The following is a 23,442-nucleotide window of genomic DNA, read 5'->3' as shown; positions in this document are numbered from 1 at the left end:
GAGGCGTGAGCGCTGCTTTCCGGATCGTGACCGACCTGCCCGTGCCGCCCGAGCGGGCCTTCGACCTGTCACTGGACATCGGCGCGCACCTGCGGTCGATGGCTGCGACCGGCGAGCAGGCGGTCGCCGGCACGACGGACGGGCGCATCGGGATCGGCGAGAGCGTGACCTGGCGTGCGCGCCACTTCGGCATCGTCTGGCGGATGACGAACGAGATCACCGCACTGGAGGCTCCCCACACGTTCGTCGACGAACAGGTCCGTGGGCCGTTCGCCCGGTTCCGGCACCACCACCGGTTCGACGCCACCCCGACCGGGACGCGCATGGTGGACGAGATCACGTTCCGGGCACCGTTCGGGGTGCTCGGGCGGATCGCGGAGGGACTGGTGTTGCGGCGGTACCTGATCGCGTTGATCCGGGAGCGGAATCGGTCGCTCGCCGCCGAACTCGGGGACGCAGGGACGGGCACGGGCACGGGCACGGGCACGGGCACGGGCACGGGCAGCGTCGGTCAGGGGCCGGCGAGTTCGCCGAGCGTGTCGTAGGCGCTCGCCACGGCCTCCACCCGGGTCCGTCCGGACGGCCCGGAGGCCTCGTAGACGTCGTTCGTGATCGCTGCGACGACCGCGAACAGCGCCGCCAACGAGTCGAACGCCGAGGGTGAGTCGACCGGGCAGAGCACCGCGGTGGTCGCGGGCGCCGCGATGACGGCGGCGGTCGGGTCCCCGATGACGACGACGTCCGCCCCGGTGCCGACGCAGTGCCGGACGACCCGGTCGACCCCGGCGGCGTGCCGACGGACCGTGACGATCACCACGAGGTCTCGACGGTCGAGGTCGGCGACCTCCTCCCCCAGGCGTTGCCCCGGTGCCGGCCCGACGCGGACGTCCGGGCGGACCTGTGCGAGCTGCGCGCGGAGCTGCAGCGCGATCGGGTACGCGCCGCGCTCGCCGAAGACCAGGACCCGGCGAGCGCGGACGATGCGCCGGGCGAGGCGCGGCCGGTCGGCACGGGCGAGGGAGGCGAAGGCGGCGTCGAGGTTCCGGGCCTCGACGGCACGCTGGTCGACGTGCGCGGCGTCCTCGGCGGCCCAGGGCAGGCCGGTCCCCCGAGCGGACATCAGGTTCTGACGGACCTCGGCGGCGTCCTGGAACCCGAGCGACCGGACGAGTCGCGAGACCGTCGCCTTCGAGGTGCCGGACTCGGCCGCGAGCTGCGACGAGGTGCCGACGAGCAGGAGCTCCGGGTCGTGTCGGATCATCGCGGCGACCCGTCGCTCGGCCGGCGAGAGGCGCTCCCAGACCGAGTCGATCCGCCCGCGCACGTCGGGGACGCTCATGCGCCGGCCCCGGCCGTCGTGCTGTCGGCGAGGCGCTGCGCGGCGAGGTGCTGCGCGGCGAGGTGCTCGACCGCTCCGGCGAGCGCGTCGAGTCCGAGGGCGACGTCCGCCGCGGAGACGAACTCGTCTGGGTGGTGGCTGATGCCGTCCGGGTTGCGGAGGAACAGCATCGCGACGTCGGTCACCAGGCCGAGCGACATGGCGTCGTGTCCGGCGCGGGAGAACAGCTCGAGGGGTTCGGGTTCACCGGTGCTGACGATCCCGGCGCGGACGGCGTCCATCAGGTGCGGGGCGCAGAACACCGCCGGTGCCCGGTGCACCTCGGTGGGGGTGACCTCGACGCCGCGTCGTGTCCCGATCTCGCCGAAGGCCTGGGCGATCTCGTCCCAGACCCGGTCGCGGCCGTCGTCGAACTCCCCGCGGAGGTCGACCGCGAACGTGGCGAGGCCGGGGACGACGTTGACCGCTCCGGGCTCGACGGCCATCGTGCCGACCGTGCCGATGTGCTGCTCCGTCCGGCAGATCCGCTCGACGGCCAGGGCGGCCTCGGCAGCCGCGAGCAGGGCGTCGTGGCGTCGTTCGTACGGGGTTCCACCGGCGTGCCGCGCTTCGCCGACGGCACGCACGGTGAACCGGCGGGCACTCGCGATGCTGGTGACGACACCGAGCGCCTGGTCGGCCTGCTCGAGGTACGGCCCCTGCTCGATGTGTGCTTCGAGGTACCCGACGAGGGACGCGGGGTCGACGGCGGCCTGCCCGACCTGCGTCGGGTCGAGCCCGAAGGACTCGAAGGCGGCTCGGAGGGTGGTGCCGTCGCCGTCGCGGAGGTCCCACCACGACTCGTCCCACACCCCGGCGACCGCGGAGGAGCCGAGCAGGGCCTTGCCGAACCGGGTGCCCTCCTCGTCGGAGAAGGCGACGACCTCGAGCGCGAACGGCAGTGCGGCACGGTCCTGCTGCAGGCGTGCGGCGACCTCGATCGCCATGAGGACCCCGACGACCCCGTCGTACCGGCCGGCGTCGACCACGGTGTCCAGGTGCGACCCGAGCAGCAGGACGGGGGCCTCCGGATCGCTGTGCCGGGTCCGGCCGTGGAGGTTGCCGGCGGCGTCCTGCCACGTCTCGAGTCCGGCGTCGTTCATCCAGGTCCGGACGACGGCGTTGGCCCGGGCGTGCTCGGGCGAGAGGTAGACGCGGGTGATGTGGCCAGCGGTCTCGCTGATCGTGGCGAGCTCGTCGCAGCGGGCGACGATCCGGTCGGCGGCGGCACGGGCCACCGCGCTGGCGACGGGCAGCTCCACGGCCGCACTCACGCGCGTGCCCCCGCCGGGAGCCCGACCTCGAGCGCGGCGCCGCGTCCCGCGTAGACGTCGAGCGCAGCATCGACCCCACCGCCCTGCGGCACGGACTTCCCGCCGCGACGCAGCGCCTGTTCGAGGGCGGAGAGCGTCGTCACGACGGTGTCCTTCCGGGCGTTGTAGCCCATCGTGCCGATGCGCCACACCCGTCCGTGCAGCGGGCCGAACGAGGTGCCGATCTCGATCCCGTGGTCCTCGAGCATCGCGGAACGGACCGCGTCGCCCTGGACCTCGTCGGGGATCTCGACGGCGACGACGTTGTGCATCTTGTGCCCGACGTCCCCGAACACGGTGAGCCCGAGGCCGCGGACCCCCTCGAGCATGGCGCGGCCGGCGAGGGCGTGCCGCTCGACGACGGCGTCGCGGCCCTCCTCGAGCAGGATCCGCGCGCACTCGTTCGCGGCGTAGAGCATCGATGCCGCTTCGGTGTGGTGGTTGAGGCGGCGGGGACCCCAGTAGTCGATGATCATCCCCAGGTCGAGGTAGTTCGACTGGATCGGGTGGTCGGACACGTCGTCGCCCGGTTCGCGGATGCCGGCCTCGACGCTCCGACGGCCGTCGAGCACTGTGACCGCCCGGGGCGAGAGCGACAGGGGTGCGCTGCCGGACGGGCCGCCCAGGCACTTCTGCAGCCCGGCGCTGACGGCGTCGATGCCCCACGCGTCGACCTCGAGCGGGTTCCCGCCGACGGAGGCCGTGACGTCCGTGTAGAACAGCACGCCGTGCCGTTCGCAGATCGCCCCGAGCTCGTCGAGCGGCTGGTTCATCGTCGTCGAGGTGTCGCCCTGCACGACGGCCAGGAGCTTCGGGCGCACCCGCACGATGGCGTCCTCGATCACGGAGGCCGGGAACACCTGGCCCCACTCGGTCTCGATCGTGTGCACCGTCGCTCCGGCCCGTCCGGCGATCTCGGCGAGCAGGTGCCCGAACCGGCCGAACACCGGGACGAGGACGCTGTCTCCTGGCGCCAGCAGGGAGACGAGCGCGGCTTCGATGCCGGCCCGGGAGGTGCCGTCGACCAGGACGGTGGCCTCGTTCCGGGTGCCGAACACCTGGCGGTACAGCTCCTGCGTCTGGTTCATCGTCTCGGTCATCCACGGGTCGTACTGCCCGACCAGCGGGGTCGAGAGCGCGCGGAGGACGCGGGGGTCGGCGTCGATCGGGCCGGGGCCCATCAGGAGACGTGCGGGCGGGTTCACGGGGTGCATGGTTGATCCTTCCGTTCCACGATCAAGGGTAATGGAACGCGCGTTACGAACGTGTTGCAGGGGTGGTGGACAGGTCGATCGCGAGGTCGACCAGCGCGAGGTCGGCACCGGCCGGTCCGACGAGGCACACCCCGACGGGGGCGTCGTCGACCCGGAGCGCCGGGATGCTGACGGCGGGCAGACCGCCGACGCCGGCGACCGACGTCATGCGGAGGGTCGCTCGACGGGTGACGAGCACGGCGGCGGTGTCGGCCGTCCGGTCCGGAGCGGGCCCCGGCACGGTGGGGAACGCCAGGACTCCGTGCCCGACCACGCGGCGGAGCACGGTCCGGAGTTCCACGAGGCGGGCACGCGCTGCCGACTCCTGCTCGGCGGTGACGGCTGCCGCTGCGGCGAACCGCTCGGCGACGTCGGCTCCGACGGCGCCCGGGTGTTCGGTGACCCAGTCGCCGTGGTTCCGGTGCGCCTCGGCGGCCTGGACGACCCGCAGCGTCTCGGCGAGGTCGTCCAGGTCCGGCAGCACGACCGACCGCACCGGACGACCGACCCGTTCGACCCAGGCGAGGAACGCGGTGCGGGTGTCGGGTTCGGCGGCATCGAGCAGCGCGTCGCTCAGGAGCAGCGAGTCCTCGGCCTCGCGCTGCCGTTCCGCTGTGCCGCCGATCGCGATGCCGACGACTTGCCGGAGCAGCTCGGGGTCGCGCGTCAGCCACCCGACGGTGTCGAAGGTCTGCGCGAGGGGCAGCACGCCCGTCCGGGACACAGCGCCGTGGGTGGTCCGCAGCCCCCAGAGCCCCTGGTAGGACGCGGGGACCCGGAGGCTGCCCGCCGTGTCCGTGCCCAGACCGAGGTCCGCCTGCCCGAGTGCGACCGCCGAAGCCGACCCGGACGTCGAGCCGCCGCCGATCCGCCGGGGGGCCGCTCCGTTCGGCGTCGTTCCGGAGTGGGCGTTCCGGCCGGCGAGGCCGTACGCGAACTCGTCACTCCGGGCGATGCCGGTGACTTCGGCTCCGGCGTCGAGGAGCATCGCGACCGCGGGGGCGTGCTCGTCCTCGATGTCCGCCTGGGCCCGCCAGGTCGGGTTGCCCGCGCCGATGACCTGCCCGCGCACCGCGATGAGGTCCTTCACCGCCACGCGGACGCCGGCCAGCGGACCGGACGCGCCGCCAGGACCGGAACCGCTGCCGGGGACGAGCGGGGCGCCGAGCACGCGCCACACTGACCGGTCGAACGCCGGCGCGCGTCCGGTGACGTGCGCCGTCCGGATCCGCCAGGTACCGTCCGTCCGGCACCAGAGCTGCGTCTGCAGACCACGTCCACCGTCGAGGAACCGGGACTCCCCCACGACCAGCACGGCATCCGGACCGAGGACCTGCACGTCCACGCCGATCAGGACCCGACGGGCGACGCCACCGCGGGCGGACCGGAAGGCACTGATCTGCTCGTGTCCGCGGAGCAGTCCGGCACCGTCACCACGGAGCGTGTCCGGCCCCGGTTCGAACAGCGCGTCGAGCACCGCGGTGTCGTCCCGCATCAGGGCGTCCTCGTACCGGTGGAACGCCGACTCGAGGCCGGCGGGCCACGTCCCGGTCAGTCGCACGTCGCCACCGCGTCGAAGTCCGCCTTGCGGATGGTCGCGTGGGCACCGCAGACGAGGTCGACGACCTGCGAGATGCGGAAGTCCGTCGCCGCGCTGAGGTACGCGTAGGCCAGGTGCTCGTCGACACCCCACCGTGCACGGAGCAGCGTGATGGCCGCTCGGACGCACCGCCGCACGGCTTCGTCCAGGTCGGCGTCCATGCCGGTGGGCACCAGGAACTCGGTGGTCTCGGCGACCGGACCGAGCAGGGCACCGAACCGTCGGAGCGCGGTGGCGCGCGGGACGACGTCGAGGCGCAGGGTCAGGCGGAGTGAGGCCTCCATCGCGGTGAGGGCGACCTCACCGTCCCCCTGGGCGAAGTGCGGGTCGCCGACGTACACACCGGCGCCCGGCACCTGCACGGGCAGGTGCAGGGTCGAGCCCGCGGTCAGCAGGGCGATGTCGATGTTCCCGCCGTGCGGCCCCGGTGGGACGGAGTGCGGTCGGACGTCGCTGTCAACGGTGACGCCGAGGATGCCGGGGAACGGCCGGAGCGGGAAGGTCACCACGCGGGGACCGCCGTCCACCACCGGCAGGCGTCCGTGGTCGACGCCGTCGCGCGTGACGACGTCGGCGAACACCGAGACCGGGTCCGCACCACGCGGGAGCTCCCCCGGCAGCGCACCACGGCCGTGCCGGTTCGAGATCACCCCGTAGGGCACGCGAGGCAGCGCCGCCAGGATCGACACCGACAGGACGTCGCCCGGTTCGGCCCCGGCGACGGCGATCGGTCGCGACACCACGTGCGGGCCGTCGGCGTCGTCGTTGTGGAGGTCCCGCACGATGTCGATCGCGTCCGGCAGCACGCCGCCCGGATCGACGCCGTGTCGCCCGAAGAACGCCACCGGGTCGGAGCCTTGGTCGGGCAGCAGGCCCTCGTGGCTGACGGTGTCGATGGTCACGGCCGAGCCGGGCGCGACGGTGCGGACGGCGGCGTCGTGGCGACTCGGCAACCGTCCCCAGAGGACGTCGTCCGGCGTCGAGCCGAGGTGCACGTCGGCGGCGGTGCGCGTCTCAGCCACGGTCGACCAGCTCTCCGGCGACGAGGTCGACCGTCGTGGTGCCGTCGGTGGTGCCGGTGATGCGCTGCCCGCGCAACCACGTCTGCGTCACCCGGCCGCGGACCTGTAGCCCGTCGAACGCGGACACCCGGTTCCGGTGCGCCAGCGCGTCGACGTCGATCGTGGACTGGGCGTCGGGGTCGAACACGGCGAAGTGCGCCAGCGCCCCCGGCACGATCCGGCCGCGGTCGGCGAACCCGGCGAGCGCCGCCGGCCCGGTCGTCACGGCGGGCAGGAGGGCGTCGAGGGGTAGTCCGCGACGCGCGCCCTCGGTCCACAGCGCACGGAACCCGACCTGCAGGCCGGCGATGCCGCCCCACGCGAGCCCCCAGTCGTCGACCTTCAGGTCAGCGGTCGAGGGCGAGTGGTCCGAGACGACCATGTCGATCGTGCCGTCGAGCAGCCCGGCCCAGAGGGCGTCGCGGTTGGCGTCGTCGCGGATCGGCGGGCAGCACTTGTACGCCGTCGCGCCGTCGGGGATCGAGCCGGACTCGAAGGCCAGGTAGTGCGGGCACGTCTCGACGGTGAGGCGGACGCCGTCGTCCTTCGCGGCGCGGATCATCGGGAGCGCACCGGCGTCGGAGAGATGGAGGACGTGCACCCGGGCACCGGTCTCCCGCGCACCGTCGATCACGCGGGCGATGGCGGACCGTTCGGCCTGGACGGGTCGGGTGTCGAGGAAGTCCTGGTAGCGGACCCCCAGTGCGTCGTGGTCGACGAGGTGGTCCGGGTCTTCGGCGTGGACGATGAGGAGCGCGTCGAGTGCGGCGACCTCGGCGATCGCGGCACGCAGCTGCGTCGGGTCGAGGTGTGGGAACTCGTCGACGCCGGACGGCGCGGTGAAGCACTTGAAGCCGAAGACCCCGGCGGCGTGCAGGTCGGCGAGGGCACCCGCGTTGTCGGGGACGGCTCCGCCCCAGAACCCGACGTCGACCGCGACGCGTCCGGCGGCGCTGGCCTGCTTGACCCGGAGTGCGGGGACGTCGACGGTGGCCGGGATCGAGTTGAGCGGCATGTCGATGATCGTCGTCACCCCGCCGAGCGCCGCCGCGCGGGTGGCGGATGCGAAGCCCTCCCACTCGGTGCGTCCGGGCTCGTTCACGTGGACGTGGGTGTCGACGAGTCCGGGCAGCAGGACGTGGGCGTCGGGGACGGTCTCGTCGTGGTCGGCGAGGACGTCGGTGTCGATCGGCTCGACAGCTGCCACCCGTCCGTCGCGGACCACGACGGCGGCGGGCCGGAAGGCGCCGTCGACCCAGGTCCTGCGAGCACGGAGCACGAGGTCGGCGGGCGCGACGGTGTCGGCGACGGCGGCCGTCCGGAGGTCCGTCATGCGTCCGCCCCGACCATCGCGCGGGCAGCGTCGAGCTCGAAGGAGGCGAGCACCCCCGTGAACCGCTTGGGCGGCGGCGCGGCGTACTCGCCGTGCTTGCCGGTGGTCAGTCCGAGTCGGACGAGCGTCTCGGCCAGGAGGGTCGTGGCGCTGACCCCGTCGACGACCGGTGCACCGATCTCGTCGGACACTGAAGCGCAGAACTCGGCCATGCCCGCGCAGCCGAGCACCACGGCGTCGGCACCGTTCGCGATCACCCGGCGGCACTCGTCGACGACGAGTTCGCGGGCGCCGGAGCACGGGTCGTCGAGCTGCAGCACGGGCACCTCGCACGCCCGGACCTCGGTCAGCAGGGACGCGCAGCCGTAGCGGTCGGCGAGTTCCCGCGCACGACCGGTCGTCCGCTCGAGCGTGGTCACGACGCCGAACCGCCGACCGAGCATCGCGGCGGTGCGGAACGCGCCTTCGGCGATGCCGATCACCGGGCCGCGGGCGATCTCCCGCGCAGCGTCGATCCCCGGGTCCCCGAAGCAGGCGACGACGGTGGCGTCCACGCCGACCTGCTCCCCCGCGAGCACCTGCTCGAGGAGTCCCGGTACGGCCAGCGCTTCCTCGTAGTGGCTCTCGATCGACGCCGGACCCATGCTGGGCTGCACGGCTTCGATGACCGTTCCCGGTCCGGCGACCGCGGCCGCGGCACGACCGATGGCCGCCGTCATCGACGCGGTGGTGTTGGGGTTGACGACGCGGATGCGCATCGGGGTCCTTCCGGTGGAGCGGGTGGAGCGTGGGTGGTGACGATCCTGGCGGGGTGGTGGCGGGCCTCCCGGCTGTCCACAGGGGCACCTGCCGGAGTCGGTGCGGCGGTGCCCCTGTGGAGGAGATGTCCCCCGGTCAGGCGCGACCGAGGGCGGCGCCGTCGTCGACCGTCGGGTCGTCGGCGTCGAGCAGCGGCATGGCCGGCGACCGGCGTTCGAGCGCCCAGAAGACGACGAGCCCGAGACCGCAGCCGATGAACCAGCTGTAGCTGCTCAGCCACGGGACGACCCCGAGCGCCGGCGGCAGCACGGCGCTGGCGACCGACACCGCCCCGGTGGTGACGAGGGTCCAGATCGCGTTCGGGTTGAAGCCCTTCCGGTACCAATACCGACCGGCCGGGTCCTTCGAGTACATGTCGTCGACGGCGACCCGCTGCTTGCCGACGATGTAGTAGCCGGCGATCAGGATGCCGAAGAGCGGGCCGATCAGTGCCCCGAGAACGCCGAGCGTGTACAGGATCGCCTGGTCGTTGCCGTACCAGTTCCACGGGGTGAGCAGCACCGAGCCGACCGCGGCGATCATGCCGCCCATCCGCCAGCTGATCCGGCGGGGTGCGACGTTCGAGAAGTCGAACGCGGGGCTGATGAAGTTGGCGACGATGTTGATGCCGACCGTGGCCGTGACGAACGTCAGTCCGCCGAGCAGGATCGCGAACGGTGCGCCGATCGCCTGGACGGTCTCGATCGGGTCGGTGATGAGCTTGCCGAACACCGGGACGGTCGCGCTGGCGCACAGCACGGTGAGGATCGAGAAGAACAGGAAGTTGAGCGGCAGTCCGAGCAGGTTGCCGCGCTTCACCGCGGCGAAGGACTTGCCGTACCGAGAGAAGTCGCCGAAGTTGAGCATCGGACCGGAGAAGTAGCTGACGACCAGGGCGATCGCCGACACCATCACCGGGATGCTCGCGCCGAACGACATCGGGGCGCCGACCGAGAGCGTCAGCGAGATGTTGCCGAGGCCGGCGGTGGCGACGAGGTACACCGCGAGCGCGATCATCACGACGTACACGGCGGGGCCCGCCCAGTCGATGAACTTCCGGATCGCGTCCATGCCCATCCAGAACAGGGCACCCTGCGCGACCCAGAGCACGGCGTACGAGATCCAGCCGAGCGCGTTCAGCCCGAGGAACGACGGCTCGAGGAGTGCGGCCGCCCCGGGGATGAACTTGAGGAACACGATGTTCAGCGACTGCGCGGCCAGGAAGGTCTGCACGCCGTACCAGGCCATCGCGATGAGCCCGCGGATGATGGCGGGGACGTTCGCGCCGAGGACGCCGAAGACCGCGCGGTTGATCACCGGGTACGGCACACCGGTGCGCTGCGAGGGCTTGGCGACGAGGTTCGCGAAGACCTGCACGATGAGGATGCCGACGACCAGGGCGACGAGCACCTGCCAGCTGGCGATCCCGAGGGCGAAGAGCGACCCGGCGGTGACGTACCCGCCGACCGAGTGCACGTCCGACATCCAGAACGCGAAGACGTTGTAGCTGGTCCAGGTCTGCTTCCGCAGCGGGGCGAGGTCCTCGTTGGTGAGGGCCGGGTCGTACCCGGGCTTGATCAGACCGGCGCCCACGGGGGCGGCCGGCGTGAGGGGGGCGTGGGGCGCTGCGACGGGTGCCGCGACTTCTGTTGCCATGACGTCCTCCGGAAGGGAGAGGGGGTGAGGTCGGCGTCTGCCTGGGCACGAAGCTACGGACCCCGGTCGCGCCGCCCGTTTCCCCCGTGTGACGACCGTGTGACATCACACCCGTCTTGGAACGATCGTTCCGAAATGGGCGTGGGACTTGCTGCAGAACACCGGTGTTCGTCAGTCGAACCGCGCATGGGCGCGGCGTTTCCGACGAACACCGGTGTTTTGCCGGGGTGCCGCCCGGAGCGCCGCCCGCCGGGCACCGGCGGGCCGACGAACGGGAGGCTGTCGGCAGGATGACGAGGAGGGGTGCGATCTCCGCCTCCAGGGGGAGGCGGCCGCATCCGCGGCCCCCGTACCGTGGGCGGCGATGATCGAAGTACAGCACCTCTCCAAGCGCTACGGCCCCAAGCTCGCGGTCGACGACGTCTCGTTCGTCGTGCACCCCGGCAGCGTCACCGGCTTCCTCGGCCCGAACGGCGCCGGCAAGTCGACCACCATGCGCATGATCATGGGGCTCGACCAGCCGACCTCCGGCACGGCGACCGTCAACGGCCGGCCGTACCAGAGCTTCCGCGACCCGCTCCGACAGGTCGGCGCGCTGCTCGAGGCGAAGGCGGTGCACTCCGGTCGGAGCGCGTACAACCACCTCCTCGCGCTCGCGGCGACGCACGGCATCCCGAAGCAGCGGGTGCACGAGGTCATGGACATGACCGGCATCGAGTCCGTCGCCCGCAAGCGCGTCGGCGGCTTCTCGCTCGGCATGGGCCAGCGACTCGGCATCGCCGCAGCGCTGCTCGGCGACCCGCAGACCCTGATCCTCGACGAGCCGGTCAACGGCCTCGACCCGGACGGCGTCCTCTGGGTCCGGCAACTCGCCCGCCGGATGGCCGGTGAGGGCCGCACCGTGTTCCTCTCCAGCCACCTCATGAGCGAGATGGCCCAGACCGCCGACCGCGTCGTCGTGCTCGGTCGCGGCAAGGTGCTCGCCGACGCCCCGATCGCGGAGTTCGTCGCCGGCGCCGGGGGTCCCTCCGGGCAGGTCAACCTGGCCCGCGTGGTCGTCCGCACCCCGATGCCCGACCAGCTCTTCACGGCGATCGGCCCGAACGCGACGGTCACCCCGCGTGACGACGGCTCGTTCCTGGTCGTCGGCCCGGACGCCCCGACCGTCGGCGACATCGCCGCCCGCGCCGGGGTCGTCCTGCACGAGCTCACCCCGACCGGCGCGAGCCTGGAAGAGGCCTACATGGCCCTGACCCGCGACGACGTCGAGTACCGATCGGAGGGAGCACGATGAGCGCCCCGCAGAAGACCGACCAGCCGACCGCCCAGCAGCACCGCCACCGTGGGGACCTGTCCTCGCGCGACGTGCACCTCGGCTACACCCGACTGGTCCGCAGCGAGTGGATCAAGTTCCGGAGCATCCGGTCGACGTTCTGGTGCTACGCCGTCATCGCCGTCCTGACCCTCGGCCTCGCGGTCCTGCTCGGATCCGTCTCGGAGCCGTCCGGCGCCGAGCAGACCGCGGTCGGCGCGAACGCCACGATCGTCAGCATCAACACCGTCAGCGTCTACCTGACCGCCCTGGTCGTCGGCGTGCTCGGCGTGCTCATCATCACCGGCGAGTACGCCACCGGACAGATCCGGTCGACCTTCACCGCCGACCCGGGCCGGACCGGCGTGCTGCTCGCGAAGGCGACCGTGCTCGCGGTCACCACCTTCGTCGTCAGCGCGGTGGCCAACTGGATCGGCGTCGCGATCTCGACGGCGCTGCAGGCCGGCAAGGGCCTGGAGCCCGACCTGGCGGACCCGTCCGTCTGGATGCCGATCCTGGGTGCATCGATCGACGTCACCCTGCTGGCACTCCTGGCGTTCGGCATCGGTCTGCTGGTCCGCTCGTCGGCCGGCGGCATCGCGATCACCCTCGGCATCCTGCTCGTGCTGCCGGTCGTCATCAGCCTGGTCGCCGGGTTGGCGAACCTGGACTGGCTGAACGACGTCACGAAGTTCCTGCCCGACGCGGCCGGCGCGAACCTGTACCAGTTCGACTCGGGCGCCCCGGCGCCGAAGGGCCTCACGCTCAACGGCTGGAGCGGCGGCGGCGTGCTGCTGGCCGAGGTCCTCGTCGTGAACGCCTTCGCGATGATCGTGGCCAAGCGCCGCGACGTCTGACCCAGACGGCACGAGCCGCACCCCCAGCACCACCAGCACGACACGCACGACCAGCACCACCAGCTCGACACGCAGCACCAGCACGACCCGCACCACCAACACGGGAGGCCCGTGGCGACTCCGCCACGGGCCTCCCGTCGTCCCGACCAGACCAGACCACACCACCGATCACACCACCCGGTCACACCGGCCGGGTCGGCACCTGTCCCGCCCGGAGCATCGCCCGCTCCAGCAGCTCGACGTCGATCCCCACGTGCTGCCGCGCGATCCGCCCCGCCTCGGCGACCCGCCCGGCACAGACCGCGTCGACCAGTTGCTCGTGGTCCCGCATCGCCCGAGCCTCCATCGCCGCCATCCCGTCGACGCTCCCCCACAGGTGCGCCGGCGCCGCGATCGAGATCTGCGACTCGAGCGACGCCAGGGTGCTCCGCAGTGCGTCGTTCTGCGCCGCGTCGATGATGCTGCGGTGCAGGACCGCGTCGGCCTGCTGCTTCGCGAAGCCGGAGGTCGCGGTGCGGAAGGCCTCGAGCCGTTCGCGGAGCCCGGCCGCCTGCTCCGCGGTGATCCGTTCGGCTGCGGCGGCCGCGAGCGCCCCGTGCAGGATCGCGATGGCGTCGGCAGTGTCCTGGATCCCCGCCCACCGTGCCAGCAGGGTGCGGCCGACCGAGTCGGAGGCGGCGCCGGCCTCCTGATCGCGGACGAAGGTCCCGCCACCGCGGCCGCGACGGGTCTCGAGCAGACCGCGGTCGACGAGCCGGGCGAGGGCTCCGCGGACGGTGACGCGGGCGACCCCGAGCAGTCCGGCGAGCTCGCGTTCGGGTGGCAGCCGGGAGCCGGGCAGGTACTCGCCGACGGCGACGGCGGTCACGAGCCGGTCCTCGACCTCGTCGACCCGGGTCTCCGTCGCGCGATCCGTCACCGGCACCCCTTCCGCCGTCCAGCCTGACCCCGGTGGGCCGGGTTTCCTGTTACGGCCACGTTAAACGAGCAGGAAAGGTCTTGCCTGGGACCTTTCGACGGGCCATGCTCACCCCATGTCCCGCATCACCGAGAGCACGATGCCGTTCCAGGACGGCGAGACCTGGTACCGGATCACGGAACCCGACCACCCCGTCGCCGGCGCGCTGCCCCTCGTCGTCCTGCACGGCGGGCCGGGGATGGCGCACGACTACGTCCGGAACCTCGAGGCCTTCGCCGACGAGACCGGTCGCACCGTCGTCCACCACGACCAGTTCGGCTGCGGCCGGAGCAGCCACCGCCCGGACGCCCCCGCCGACCTGTGGCAGCCGCAGCTGTTCGTCGACGAGTACCTGGCGCTGGTCGCACACCTGGGGCTCGGCGAGCACCACGTCCTGGGCCAGTCGTGGGGCGGGATGCTCGGCGCCGAGATCGCGGTCCGTCGTCCGGGCGGCATCGCGAGCCTGTCGATCTGCAACTCCCCCGCCTCGATGCAGCTCTGGGTCGAGGGGGCCGCCGAGCTCCGCGCCCAGCTGCCCGCCGAGGTGCAGGACGCCCTGACCCGGCACGAGGACGCCGGCACGGTCGAGGACCCCGAGTACGTGGCCGCGACGCAGGTCTTCTACGAACGCCACGTGTGCCGGGTGGTGCCGATGCCCGCCGACTTCGTCGCGTCCGAGGAGCAGATGGAGGCCGAGCCGACGGTCTACCACACCATGAACGGACCGAACGAGTTCCACGTCATCGGCTCGCTGCGCGACTGGTCGGTGATCGACCGCCTGCACCGGGTGGACGTGCCGACGTTCGTCGTCGCCGGCGAGCACGACGAAGCCACCCCCGCCACCTGGCAGCCGTTCGTGGAGCAGATCCCGGACGCCCGCCAGCACGTCTTCCCCGGCGCCAGCCACTGCACACACCTGGAGCAGCCGGAGGAGTTCCGCCGCGTGGTCGGCGCCTTCCTCGCCGACCACGACACCCAGCCCACCGGCTGACCCCGCAGCACCCGGAACCACCCACCCGGCCACGCACCGGACGGGAGGCACGTCACCGACCCGTGACGCGCCTCCCGTCCGGACCCCCCACCCCTGCACCGTCCCTCCTCCCCGAAACGGAACCGACATGTCGCAGCAGCACAGCGAGCTCTCCGCACAGCAGCAGCTCGAGGCCTACGGCTACAAGCAGGAGCTGAAACGCTCCGTCTCCACCACCGACCTGCTCGTCTACGGGCTCGTCTTCATGGTGCCGATCGCCCCGTGGGCGATCTTCGGCACCGTCTACAACGCGTCCTCCGGCATGGTGCCGCTGGTCTACCTGGTCGGCCTCGTCGCGATGATCTTCACCGCCCTGGCCTACGCGCAGATGGCGAAGTCGATCCCCCTCGCCGGCAGTGTCTTCTCGTACGTCGGCCGTGGCATCCACCCGACGGCGGGCTTCTTCGCCGGCTGGGCGATCCTGCTCGACTACCTGCTCGTCCCGACGCTGCTCTACGTGTTCGCGGCCGAGAGCATGGTCGGCATCTTCCCGGGCACCCCGCGGTGGCTGTGGGCGCTGGTGTTCGTGGCGATCAACACCGTCATCAACCTGGCCGGGGTGTCGTCCCTGAAGCTGGCGAACCGGATCTTCCTGCTCATCGAGCTGGTGTTCGTGGTGATCTTCGTCGTCATCGCGATCGTCGCCCTGACCGGCGGCACGGTGCCGGGGGCCTCGTTCAGCACCGACCAGGTGTTCGACCCGGCGAAGGTGTCGGCGCCGTTGATCGCCTCGGCGCTGTCGATCGCGGTGCTGAGCTTCCTGGGCTTCGACGGCATCTCCACCCTGTCCGAGGAGTCCACCGGACGCCGGGGTGGTGCCGGTCTCGCGATGATCCTGGCGCTCGTCATCGTCGCGTTCCTGTTCGTCGTGCAGACCTGGCTCGCCAGCGCCCTGGCCGCCGGACGCGACTCGTTCTCGGACAGCGAGGCGGGCAACGCGTTCTTCACCATCGTCCAGCAGGCGTCGTCGAGCGGCTGGGCGACGGCGTTCTTCGCGGTCAACGTCCTGGCCGTGGGCATCGCGAACGCCATGGCAGCGCAGGCCGCGACGAGCCGCCTGCTGTTCTCGATGAGTCGTGACCGGCAGCTGCCCGCGTTCCTGCACAAGCTCAACGGCCGCCTGGTGCCGCAGAACGCGATCCTGGTCGTCTCGGTCCTGTCCGCGATCCTGGTGCTGTTCTTCGTCGGGCAGATCGACACGATCTCGTCGCTGGTGAACTTCGGCGCCCTGTTCGGCTTCATGCTGCTGCACGTGTCGGTGTTCGTGCACCACATGGTCAAGGGGAAGTCGCGGAACTGGCTGCTGCACCTGGTCGTGCCGCTGATCGGGTTCCTGATCATCGGGTACGTGCTGCTCAACGCCGCGGTCGAGGCGAAGGTCGGCGGCATCATCTGGCTCATCGTCGGTGCCGGTGTCTTCCTCTACTACCGCTCCACCGGCCGTTCCACCGAGGTCGGTTCCGAGGAGCCGGGCACGCTCGGCGAAGGCGACCCGACCGGCGCCCCCGCCGGCCCGACCGGCGCCCCCGCCGGCCCGACCGGCGCCCCGCTCTCGACGGACAAGGACCCGCGATGACCCCCGACCACCACCTGCCGAACACGCTCGGCCGCCCCGGCTACACCGCCGACCGCGAGCCGGTACTGACCATCGCCCCGGGCACCGGCGAGACGATCGGCTTCGAGACGACCGACGCCGTCTACGCCGAACTCGACGACCACAACGACATGGCGCAGCTGCAGGCACCGATCAACCCGGTCACCGGCCCGGTGTACATCGAGGGCGCGGAGCCGGGCGACACCCTGGCGGTGACGATCCACGACATCCAGCTGACGACGCACGGCTGGTCGGTCTCACTGCCCGGCTCCGGCGCACTGCAGCACGTGATGGGCGACCGGGTCTTCACCCGCCGCTGCCCGATCGAGGACGGCGTCGTCCGGGTGTCCGACCGGCACACGTTCCCGGTCCGGCCGATGATCGGCTGCATCGGGACCGCTCCGGCCCAGGGCGAGAACTCCACGATCATGCCCACGTACGCCGAGGGCGGGAACATGGACGTCACCGAGGCCCGCCCCGGCTCGACGGTCTACCTGCCGGTCCGGGTGCCGGGAGCGCTGCTGTCGATCGGCGACATCCACGCGATCATGGCCGAGGGCGAGTCCTCCTTCGTCGCGATCGAGGCGCAGGGCACCGCGATCGTCTCCGTCGACGTCGTCAAGGGCGGCCCCACCCTGCGGGCACCGCGCATCGAGACCGACGACGAGTGGCTGTTCGTCGGCCTGGGCGAACCGGTGCAGGAGAGCATCCGCCGCGGGTACGAGGACGCCTTCGCGTTCCTCGTCGACGACCACGGCTGGTCGGCCGACGACGCCTACGCCGTGCTCAGCGCGGTCGGTGACTCGAAGCTCGGCGGCCCGACCGGGTCCGGTGCTCCGGACCCGTTGCACCCGTTCGACGCAGTCGGAGCGGTGACCCTGCACCGGGTCCCGAAGGCGGTGCTGACCGCCGGGGACTGACCGGACGCCGTACCGGACGGGAGGCCCGGATCACGTGACCGACGTCGGCCACGTGATCCGGGCCTCCCGTCCGTCGAGCACACCCGACAGGCCGCACCTGCGTCAGGACGCGTGCGCCCCGAGCAGCGTGCCGGCGCCGTAGGTGGCGGCGAGGGCGAGCGCTCCCCCGAGCACGACGCGGATCGTCGCCCGGCCCCGGGGTGCGCCGCCGAGGGTCGCGCCGGTGGTGCCGGTGACGGCGAGCGCGATGAGGACGGCGACGACGGTGACCATGATCTGGCTCGACGCCGGAGCGAGGAGCATCGCGAGGAACGGCAGCGCGGCACCGACGGTGAAGGTCGCGGCGGAGACCCAGGCTGCGCGCCAGGGGCTGACGACCTCGTCCTCGGCGTCGCGGAGGGCTGCGGCGGCCCGGCGGTCGCGCACCTCGGGGCGGACGAGTTCGGCGGCGACGGTGTCGGCGACATCGGCGGAGACCCCGAGTCCTCGGTAGTGCGCGGCGATGGTGGCCTGGTCCTCGGACTCGGCTTCGAGCTGCGCCTGGTGTGCGGCCTGTCCGGTGCGCTGGGCGTCGCGCGCCCCGCTGACGGAGACGTACTCGCCGAGGGCCATCGACACCGCACCACCGACGAGGGCGGCGGTGCCCGCAGCCAGGACCGGCCCGGCCGCAGCGCCGGTGCCGGCGACGCCGACCAGGACGGCGGCGACGGACACGATGCCGTCGTTCGCGCCGAGGAGGCCGGCACGCAGCCAGTTCAGGCGGGCGGCGCTCGTGGCGTCGTCGTGCTCGGTGGCGGGGAGCGCGAGGTCAGCTGCGGTGGACATGAGGAAAGGAAAGCACTTGTCAGCTGATCGCACCAGCAAGGGAAGGCTGCCCTGACCGGGGCTTTCGTGGTGAGGCAAGCCTTCCCTCAGCGCGGTTCCACGCGGAGGAGCACGATGGAGACCGCACCGATCCCGTTCCCCGAGGAGGACCATGTCCGCCGTCCCCGCCCGCACCGACCCCGTCCGCTACGTCGCCATCGGGGACAGCTTCTCCGAGGGCGTCGGCGACGACGGCGACGTCCCGTTCCCCGGCTGGGCCGGACGTCTGGCGGTCGGCCTGGCGGACCACCTGCCCGGACCGGTGTCGTACGCGAACCTGGCGATCCGCGGCCGTCTGCTCGCCGGGGTCCTCGACGGGCAGCTCGACGCGGCCCTCGCCCTCGACCCGGCACCCACCCTGATCACCTTCTGCGGCGGTGGCAACGACATGCTCCGCCCCGGCTACGACGTCGGCGTGCTGCTCGGACGGCTGGCCGAGGCCGCGGACGCCGTCGCCGCCCGTGGGATCCGGCTCGCGCTCCTCAGCCCCGCCGACCCGAGCGCCCGGTTGCCCCTCGGCCGGATGATCAACGCACGCGGGGACGCCTGGGCCGAGGCGCTGACCGGCTTCAGCCGGGAGCGCGGGCTGCCGTTCGTCGACGTCTCGCGCGACGCACACCTCGGCCGCGCCGAGTTCTGGTCCGAGGACCGTCTGCACATGAACCCGCTCGGACACCAGCGGGTCGCGGACCTGGCCCTGCACGCGATCGCCGACGGTCCCGAGGCCGCCGTGCCCCGCGTGCCGGACGCGACGAGGACGTCGGTCGCCACGGAGCTCCGGTACTACCGCGACCACGTCGTCCCGTGGGTCCGGCGTCGGGTGACGGGTCGGTCCTCCGGGGACGGCCGGGTCGCCGGGCAGGGCGACTGGGCGCCGGTGGCGCCGTCCCGACCGGGAGGCCCGGGTCGACTCACGTAGGCCGGGTCCGGCTTGGCGGTGCCTGGTTCAGACCACGTAGGTGCGCGTCGGACGGCCGCTCAGCGCGTGCGGGAACGGCTCGCCGACCGGCCGGAACCCCGCGCTGCGGTAGAGGCGGAGGGCCGGGGCGTTGTCCTCGAGCGCGTGCAGCATGCAGTGCTCGTGTCCGGCGGCCCGGGCGGCGTCCACCGCCGCGACGAGCAGCGCCCGGCCGAGGCCACTGCCCTGCGCCGTGGGATCCACGGCGAGCAGGCTCAGGTAGGCGGCGTCCGCACGGCCCGCTCCCCCGCCGGTCCCTGGTGCCGTGACGAGCGCGAACCCCCGCACCGTGCCGGCGTTCCCGGTGTCGTCCGCTCCGGGGGCGACGACGAGTGCGACCCGGTCGGCGGCGAACTTCGCGGCTGCCCGCACGCGGACGGCCGGGTCCTCGGCCAGGCCGTCGCGTGCTGCGACGGCAGCGGCCCAGAGGTCGATGCAGGCGCGGTCGATGCGGTCACGGTCCCCGGTGTCCCGGGGTTCCGCGACCCGCACGGCTGCCGTGGACTCGATCACCCGACCACCCTACGACCGGGCTGCTGCGCGTCAGGCCGAGGCCGCCGCGGACTCCCGCACCCGGAACGACGCACCGCGGTGCTCCTCGGGCAGACGGTCGCCGCGACCGAGCAGCTTGTTCCGGAGCGACCCCTCGCGGTAGCCCTCGGGGTAGGCGCCGCGGGCCCGGAGCTCGGGGATCACGAACTCGATGACGTCCTCCCACGTCCCCGGGGACACCGCGTACGCCAGGTTGAAGCCGTCGACGTCGGTCTGCTCCTGGATGTCGACGAGCCGCTGCGCGATGGTCGCGCCGCTGCCGACCTCGACCGGACCCAGGCCGCCGATGGCCGTCTGCCGGGCGATGTCCCGCACGGTCCACGTCGTGCCGTCCTCGCCCGTCGCCGCGGACAGGTTCGCGGCCGCCGACTGGATCGCGTTCGACTCGATGTTGCCGAGCGGCTCGTCCAGGTCGTACTGCGACAGGTCGACGCCCATCCAGCCGGAGTTGAGGACGAGCGCGCCCTCCTCGGACGCGTAGGACAGGTAGTCGCGGTACTTCGCCTGGGCGAGCTCGTCGGTCTCGTCGGTGATCACGGTGAGCAGCGTGTAGACCTTGGCGGCGTACCGGTCGCGACCAGCAGCCTCCAGGGCGTCCCGGATCTTCGCGACCGTCGCGGCCAGCTGCGGCAGGGTCGGGGCACCGACGAAGACGGCCTCGGCGTTCTCGGCGGCGAAGCGGATCCCGCGCGGCGACGCGCCGGCCTGGTAGATGACCGGCGAGCGCTGCACGGACGGCTCGGACAGGTGGATGCCGGGCACGTCGAAGTGCGTGCCGTGGTGCTCGATCGGGTGCACCTTCGCGGGGTCGGTGAAGACGCCGGTCTCGCGGTCCTCGATGACGGCGTCGTCCTCCCACGAGCCCTCCCACAGCTTGTAGAGGACCTCGAGGTACTCGTCGGCCACGTCGTACCGGTCGTCGTGGCTCAGCTGGTCGGTCTGGCCCATGTTCCGGGCGGCGCTCGGCAGGTACCCGGTGACGACGTTCCAGCCGACGCGGCCCTTCGTCAGGTGGTCGAGCGTCGAGATCCGTCGGGCGAACGGGTACGGGTGCTCGTAGGCGGTGCCCGCGGTGATGCCGAAGCCCAGGTGCTCCGTGACGGCGGCCATCGCGGACACGAGCAGGATCGGGTCGTTGACCGGCACCTGCGACCCGGTGCGCAGCGCGGCCTCGTTCGTGCCGCCGTAGACGTCGTACGTGCCCAGGACGTCGGCGATGAAGATGCCGTCGAACGCCCCGCGCTCGAGCGTCTTCGCCAGGTCGGTCCAGTACGACAGGTCGTTGTAGTGCCGGGAACGGTCGCGCGGGTGGCGCCACAGCCCGGAGGACTGGTGGGCGACGCAGTTCATGTCGAACGCGTTGAAGCGGATCTGCCGGGGTTCGCGGTTCGTGGTCACGACGCGACCGTACGACGGGGACCGTGCGTCCGTCACGGACCGTGACGCCACGTGACGCCGGGGTCCCTCAGCGCCAGGGCGACTGGGTGCCGGGGTGCCGGGGCGCCTGCGCCGCGCCCCGGCGTCACGCGTCATCCCAGTTCGACGGTCGTCGTCCCGGCCTCGTCCAGCACGGAACTCCCGACGTGCAGGGTGAACCGTCCGGCCTCGTACCGCCACGAACCGTCCCAGTGTGCGAACGCCCGGGCGGGGACCTCGATCGAGACCTCGGTGGACTCGCCCGCTCCGAGCCGGACCGGCGCGAAGCCCACCAACCACCGGACGGGGCGGTCCACCTCGGACGCCTCGCGCGAGGCGTAGACCTGCACGACGTGCTTGCCGGCACGGGCGCCGGTGTTCGCGACCGTCGCCGTGACGATGACCGCATCGCCCTCGGACACCGTCGGCGTGGCGGTGACCCCGTCGATCGTCCACGTCGTGTAGCCGAGTCCGTGCCCGAACGGGTACGCCGGCTCGGTGCCGGCGCGGAGCCACGCCCGGTAGCCGATGTGCACGCCCTCGTCGTACGACACCTTCCCGTCGACCGGCGTGACGTCGAGTACGGGGACGTCCGCCATCGCGACCGGCCAGGTGGTGGGCAGGCGTCCACCGGGCTCCTGCGCTCCGGTGAGCACGTCGGCCAGGGCGTTGCCGTACTCCTGCCCGCCGAACCAGGTGAGCAGGACCGCGGCGACGTCGTTCCGCCACGGCATCTCGACCGGCGAACCGGCGTTGACGACCACGATCGTGTTCGGGTTCGCTGCGGCGACCGCTCGGACCAGGTCGTCCTGGTGCCCGGGCAGTGCGAGCGACGATCGGTCGTAGCCCTCGGACTCGACCTTGGAGTTCGTGCCGACGACCACCACGGCGACGTCGGCCGTGCGGGCAACCTCGACTGCCGCGTCGATGAGCACCGACGGGTCCTCGTCGGACGGCTCGGTGCCGAACTGGTAGGCGAGCACCCCGCCGAGCGTCTCGTCCTGGATGACGTCGTACTCGATGCGGATCGCGAGCTGCTGCCCTGAGGTCACCGACACGGGCACCGAACGGGCCGGCGGGTTGAGGAACGCCGCACCGAGCTGGTCGCCGTCGAACGGCACGTCCTCGTCGAGCACGAGCTCGCCGTCGATCCACATCCGCGACCGGCCGGCCGCACCGATGCCGATCCGCACGGTGCCGGTGGACTCCGCCGTGTAGGTCGTGGTGATGTCGAGCCGGTCGGCCTCACGGGTGGGGGCGTCTCCGCCGAACCAGAACAGTGCCGTGGCTCGACGGTCCTCGACGTACAGCTCCTCGCCGTCCTTGACGAAGGCGACCCGGGCGCCGGGCTCCCCCGTCGCCGGGTTCGTGATGGTGGACAGCGGGAACTCCGCGATGCCCTCCTGCACGACGGCGCCGATGGCGTGGTCGACCGTGGCGCCGGGGAACGCCGAGCGGATCCCGTCGAGGGGTGACACGACCTGGGAAGGCACGACCGTGGCCGAGCCGCCGCCCTGCGTACGGGCCTGATCGGCGTTGTGCCCGATCACGGCGATGCGCGACACCGCGGAGGCGTCGAGCGGCAGGACGCCGGTGTTCCGGACGAGGACGGTGCCCTCGGCCTCGGCCTCGCGGACGAACGCGACGCCGTCCTCGACGTGCACGGGCTGCGCGGCGACCGGCTCGAAGCCCTCGAGGGCGCCGACCCGGGCGGCCAGGGTCAGGATGCGGCGGACCTTGCGGTCGATCGCCTCGATCGGGACGTCGCCGGACTGCACGGCGGCGAGGAGCGGGCCCTCGCTCCACCACGGGTTCGGGCCGGGCATCGCGACGTCCTGCGATGCCTTCGCGGAGTCGACCGAGCGCACGCCGGTCCAGTCGGACACGACGATGCCGTCGAAGCCCCACTCGGAGCTCAGCGGCGTCTCGAGCAGGTCGTTCTCGGACGCCGTGACCCCGTTGACCGAGTTGTACGACGACATGATCGCCCAGGCGTGTGCCTCGGTGACGGCCTTCTCGAACGCCAGCAGGTACAGCTCGCGCAGGGCCCGGTCGGAGACCTCGGTCGACGCGGTGAAGCGGTCGGTCTCGTAGTCGTTGGCGATGTAGTGCTTCGGCGTCGCGGCGACGCCGTTCTCCTGCACCCCCGCCACGTACGACGCCGCGAGGTCGCCGGTGAGCACCGGGTCCTCGCTGAACGCCTCGAAGTGCCGGCCGCCCAACGGCGACCGGTGCAGGTTGATCGTCGGACCGAGCACGACGTCGACCCCCTTGCGACGCGCCTCCACCGCAGCCGCAGCGCCGTAGCGCTTCGCGATCGCGCGGTCCCACGACGCGCTCAGCGCGGTCGCCGACGGCAGGTTGAGGGACGGGTCACGCTCGTCCCAGACCTCGCCGCGGACCCCGGAGGGCCCGTCCGACATGAGGATCCGGCGCAGCCCGATCTTCTCGATCGGCCAGGTGGTCCAGAAGTCACGCCCGGTGAGCAGCTGCACCTTCTCGTCGGTGGTCAGCTCGGCGAGCAGCGCGTCGATGCGCTCCGCCGTCGGACTGGAGGCGGTGGTGGCGGTGTGCAGGTCGGTCACGGTG

Annotated in this window: 20 protein-coding genes; 7 read left to right on the top strand and 13 right to left on the bottom strand. The window is 72.4% G+C overall.

The window, feature by feature from the left end:
* Positions 1-5: 5 nt before the first annotated feature.
* Complete coding sequence (locus SOM35_RS07930) at positions 6-545, top strand: SRPBCC family protein (protein WP_320515005.1); 540 nt, start codon at positions 6-8, stop codon at positions 543-545.
* Here SOM35_RS07930 and SOM35_RS07925 read toward each other — a convergent pair.
* The 8 genes from SOM35_RS07925 to SOM35_RS07890 form a co-directional block, all read right to left on the bottom strand.
* Positions 512-1,339 carry a MurR/RpiR family transcriptional regulator gene (locus SOM35_RS07925; protein ID WP_111074697.1) on the bottom strand — a complete coding sequence of 276 codons (828 nt, stop codon included), beginning with the start codon at positions 1,337-1,339 and terminating at the stop codon, positions 512-514. The genes SOM35_RS07930 and SOM35_RS07925 overlap by 34 nt on opposite strands.
* Positions 1,336-2,652 (bottom strand): allantoate amidohydrolase, encoded by a 1,317-nt coding sequence (locus SOM35_RS07920; protein ID WP_320515004.1) that lies wholly within the window; start codon positions 2,650-2,652, stop codon positions 1,336-1,338. Before SOM35_RS07920 ends, SOM35_RS07925 begins: the two co-directional genes overlap by 4 nt.
* Positions 2,649-3,905: a pyridoxal-phosphate-dependent aminotransferase family protein gene (locus SOM35_RS07915; RefSeq protein ID WP_320515003.1), complete on the bottom strand. Its 1,257-nt coding sequence runs from the start codon at positions 3,903-3,905 to the stop codon at positions 2,649-2,651. Before SOM35_RS07915 ends, SOM35_RS07920 begins: the two co-directional genes overlap by 4 nt.
* 43 nt (positions 3,906-3,948) lie before the next feature.
* A complete protein-coding gene (locus SOM35_RS07910) occupies positions 3,949-5,505 on the bottom strand; it encodes an AtzH-like domain-containing protein (protein WP_320515002.1) in 1,557 nt (518 codons plus the stop codon).
* Entirely contained in the window at positions 5,496-6,566 is a 1,071-nt protein-coding gene (locus tag SOM35_RS07905) for an acetamidase/formamidase family protein (protein WP_320515001.1), read from the bottom strand. Before SOM35_RS07905 ends, SOM35_RS07910 begins: the two co-directional genes overlap by 10 nt.
* Positions 6,559-7,938 (bottom strand): allantoinase AllB, encoded by a 1,380-nt coding sequence (gene allB / locus SOM35_RS07900; RefSeq protein WP_320515000.1) that lies wholly within the window; start codon positions 7,936-7,938, stop codon positions 6,559-6,561. Before allB ends, SOM35_RS07905 begins: the two co-directional genes overlap by 8 nt.
* Entirely contained in the window at positions 7,935-8,696 is a 762-nt protein-coding gene (locus tag SOM35_RS07895) for an aspartate/glutamate racemase family protein (protein ID WP_320514999.1), read from the bottom strand. Before SOM35_RS07895 ends, allB begins: the two co-directional genes overlap by 4 nt.
* A gap of 136 nt (positions 8,697-8,832) precedes the next feature.
* Positions 8,833-10,392, bottom strand: coding sequence for an NCS1 family nucleobase:cation symporter-1 (locus tag SOM35_RS07890; protein ID WP_320514998.1), 1,560 nt, complete (start codon positions 10,390-10,392; stop codon positions 8,833-8,835).
* 364 nt (positions 10,393-10,756) lie between these two features.
* Here SOM35_RS07890 and SOM35_RS07885 point away from each other — a divergent pair, with 364 nt between their 5' ends.
* Positions 10,757-11,686 (top strand): ABC transporter ATP-binding protein, encoded by a 930-nt coding sequence (locus tag SOM35_RS07885; protein WP_111074703.1) that lies wholly within the window; start codon positions 10,757-10,759, stop codon positions 11,684-11,686.
* On the top strand, positions 11,683-12,561 hold the full coding sequence (locus SOM35_RS07880; protein WP_320514997.1) for an ABC transporter permease: 879 nt from the start codon (positions 11,683-11,685) through the stop codon (positions 12,559-12,561). The genes SOM35_RS07885 and SOM35_RS07880 overlap by 4 nt, the downstream gene beginning before the upstream one ends.
* Positions 12,562-12,742: 181 nt before the next feature.
* Here the strand turns inward: SOM35_RS07880 and SOM35_RS07875 are convergent, their stop codons facing one another.
* Positions 12,743-13,480 (bottom strand): FadR/GntR family transcriptional regulator, encoded by a 738-nt coding sequence (locus tag SOM35_RS07875; protein WP_320514996.1) that lies wholly within the window; start codon positions 13,478-13,480, stop codon positions 12,743-12,745.
* A 115-nt stretch (positions 13,481-13,595) separates the two neighbouring features.
* Here SOM35_RS07875 and SOM35_RS07870 point away from each other — a divergent pair, with 115 nt between their 5' ends.
* From SOM35_RS07870 to SOM35_RS07860, 3 genes are all read left to right on the top strand, one after another.
* Positions 13,596-14,510: a proline iminopeptidase-family hydrolase gene (locus SOM35_RS07870; RefSeq protein ID WP_253463945.1), complete on the top strand. Its 915-nt coding sequence runs from the start codon at positions 13,596-13,598 to the stop codon at positions 14,508-14,510.
* 127 nt (positions 14,511-14,637) lie between these two features.
* On the top strand, positions 14,638-16,125 hold the full coding sequence (locus tag SOM35_RS07865; protein ID WP_320514995.1) for an APC family permease: 1,488 nt from the start codon (positions 14,638-14,640) through the stop codon (positions 16,123-16,125).
* Entirely contained in the window at positions 16,122-17,063 is a 942-nt protein-coding gene (locus tag SOM35_RS07860) for an acetamidase/formamidase family protein (RefSeq protein ID WP_320514994.1), read from the top strand. Before SOM35_RS07865 ends, SOM35_RS07860 begins: the two co-directional genes overlap by 4 nt.
* A 102-nt stretch (positions 17,064-17,165) precedes the next feature.
* Here SOM35_RS07860 and SOM35_RS07855 read toward each other — a convergent pair whose 3' ends face one another.
* Positions 17,166-17,888: a VIT1/CCC1 transporter family protein gene (locus SOM35_RS07855; protein ID WP_301223418.1), complete on the bottom strand. Its 723-nt coding sequence runs from the start codon at positions 17,886-17,888 to the stop codon at positions 17,166-17,168.
* A gap of 151 nt (positions 17,889-18,039) precedes the next feature.
* Between SOM35_RS07855 and SOM35_RS07850 the strand changes: the two genes are divergently transcribed.
* On the top strand, positions 18,040-18,846 hold the full coding sequence (locus SOM35_RS07850) for an SGNH/GDSL hydrolase family protein (protein ID WP_320514993.1): 807 nt from the start codon (positions 18,040-18,042) through the stop codon (positions 18,844-18,846).
* A 27-nt stretch (positions 18,847-18,873) separates the two neighbouring features.
* Here SOM35_RS07850 and SOM35_RS07845 read toward each other — a convergent pair whose 3' ends face one another.
* The 3 genes from SOM35_RS07845 to SOM35_RS07835 form a co-directional block, all read right to left on the bottom strand.
* The gene (locus tag SOM35_RS07845) at positions 18,874-19,398 is read right to left on the bottom strand and encodes a GNAT family N-acetyltransferase (protein WP_320514992.1); all 525 of its coding nucleotides are present in this window, start codon (positions 19,396-19,398) and stop codon (positions 18,874-18,876) included.
* A gap of 30 nt (positions 19,399-19,428) precedes the next feature.
* Positions 19,429-20,835 (bottom strand): LLM class flavin-dependent oxidoreductase, encoded by a 1,407-nt coding sequence (locus tag SOM35_RS07840; protein ID WP_308118796.1) that lies wholly within the window; start codon positions 20,833-20,835, stop codon positions 19,429-19,431.
* A 131-nt stretch (positions 20,836-20,966) separates the two neighbouring features.
* Entirely contained in the window at positions 20,967-23,438 is a 2,472-nt protein-coding gene (locus SOM35_RS07835) for a glycoside hydrolase family 3 protein (RefSeq protein ID WP_320514991.1), read from the bottom strand.
* Between the last annotated feature and the right edge of the window lie 4 nt (positions 23,439-23,442).

Source organism: Curtobacterium sp. CFBP9011, assembly GCF_034045095.1.
Taxonomy (GTDB): Bacteria; Actinomycetota; Actinomycetes; order Actinomycetales; family Microbacteriaceae; genus Curtobacterium.
Note: the sequence above shows the minus strand (reverse complement) of the source record. Positions and strands in the feature narration are given on the sequence as shown.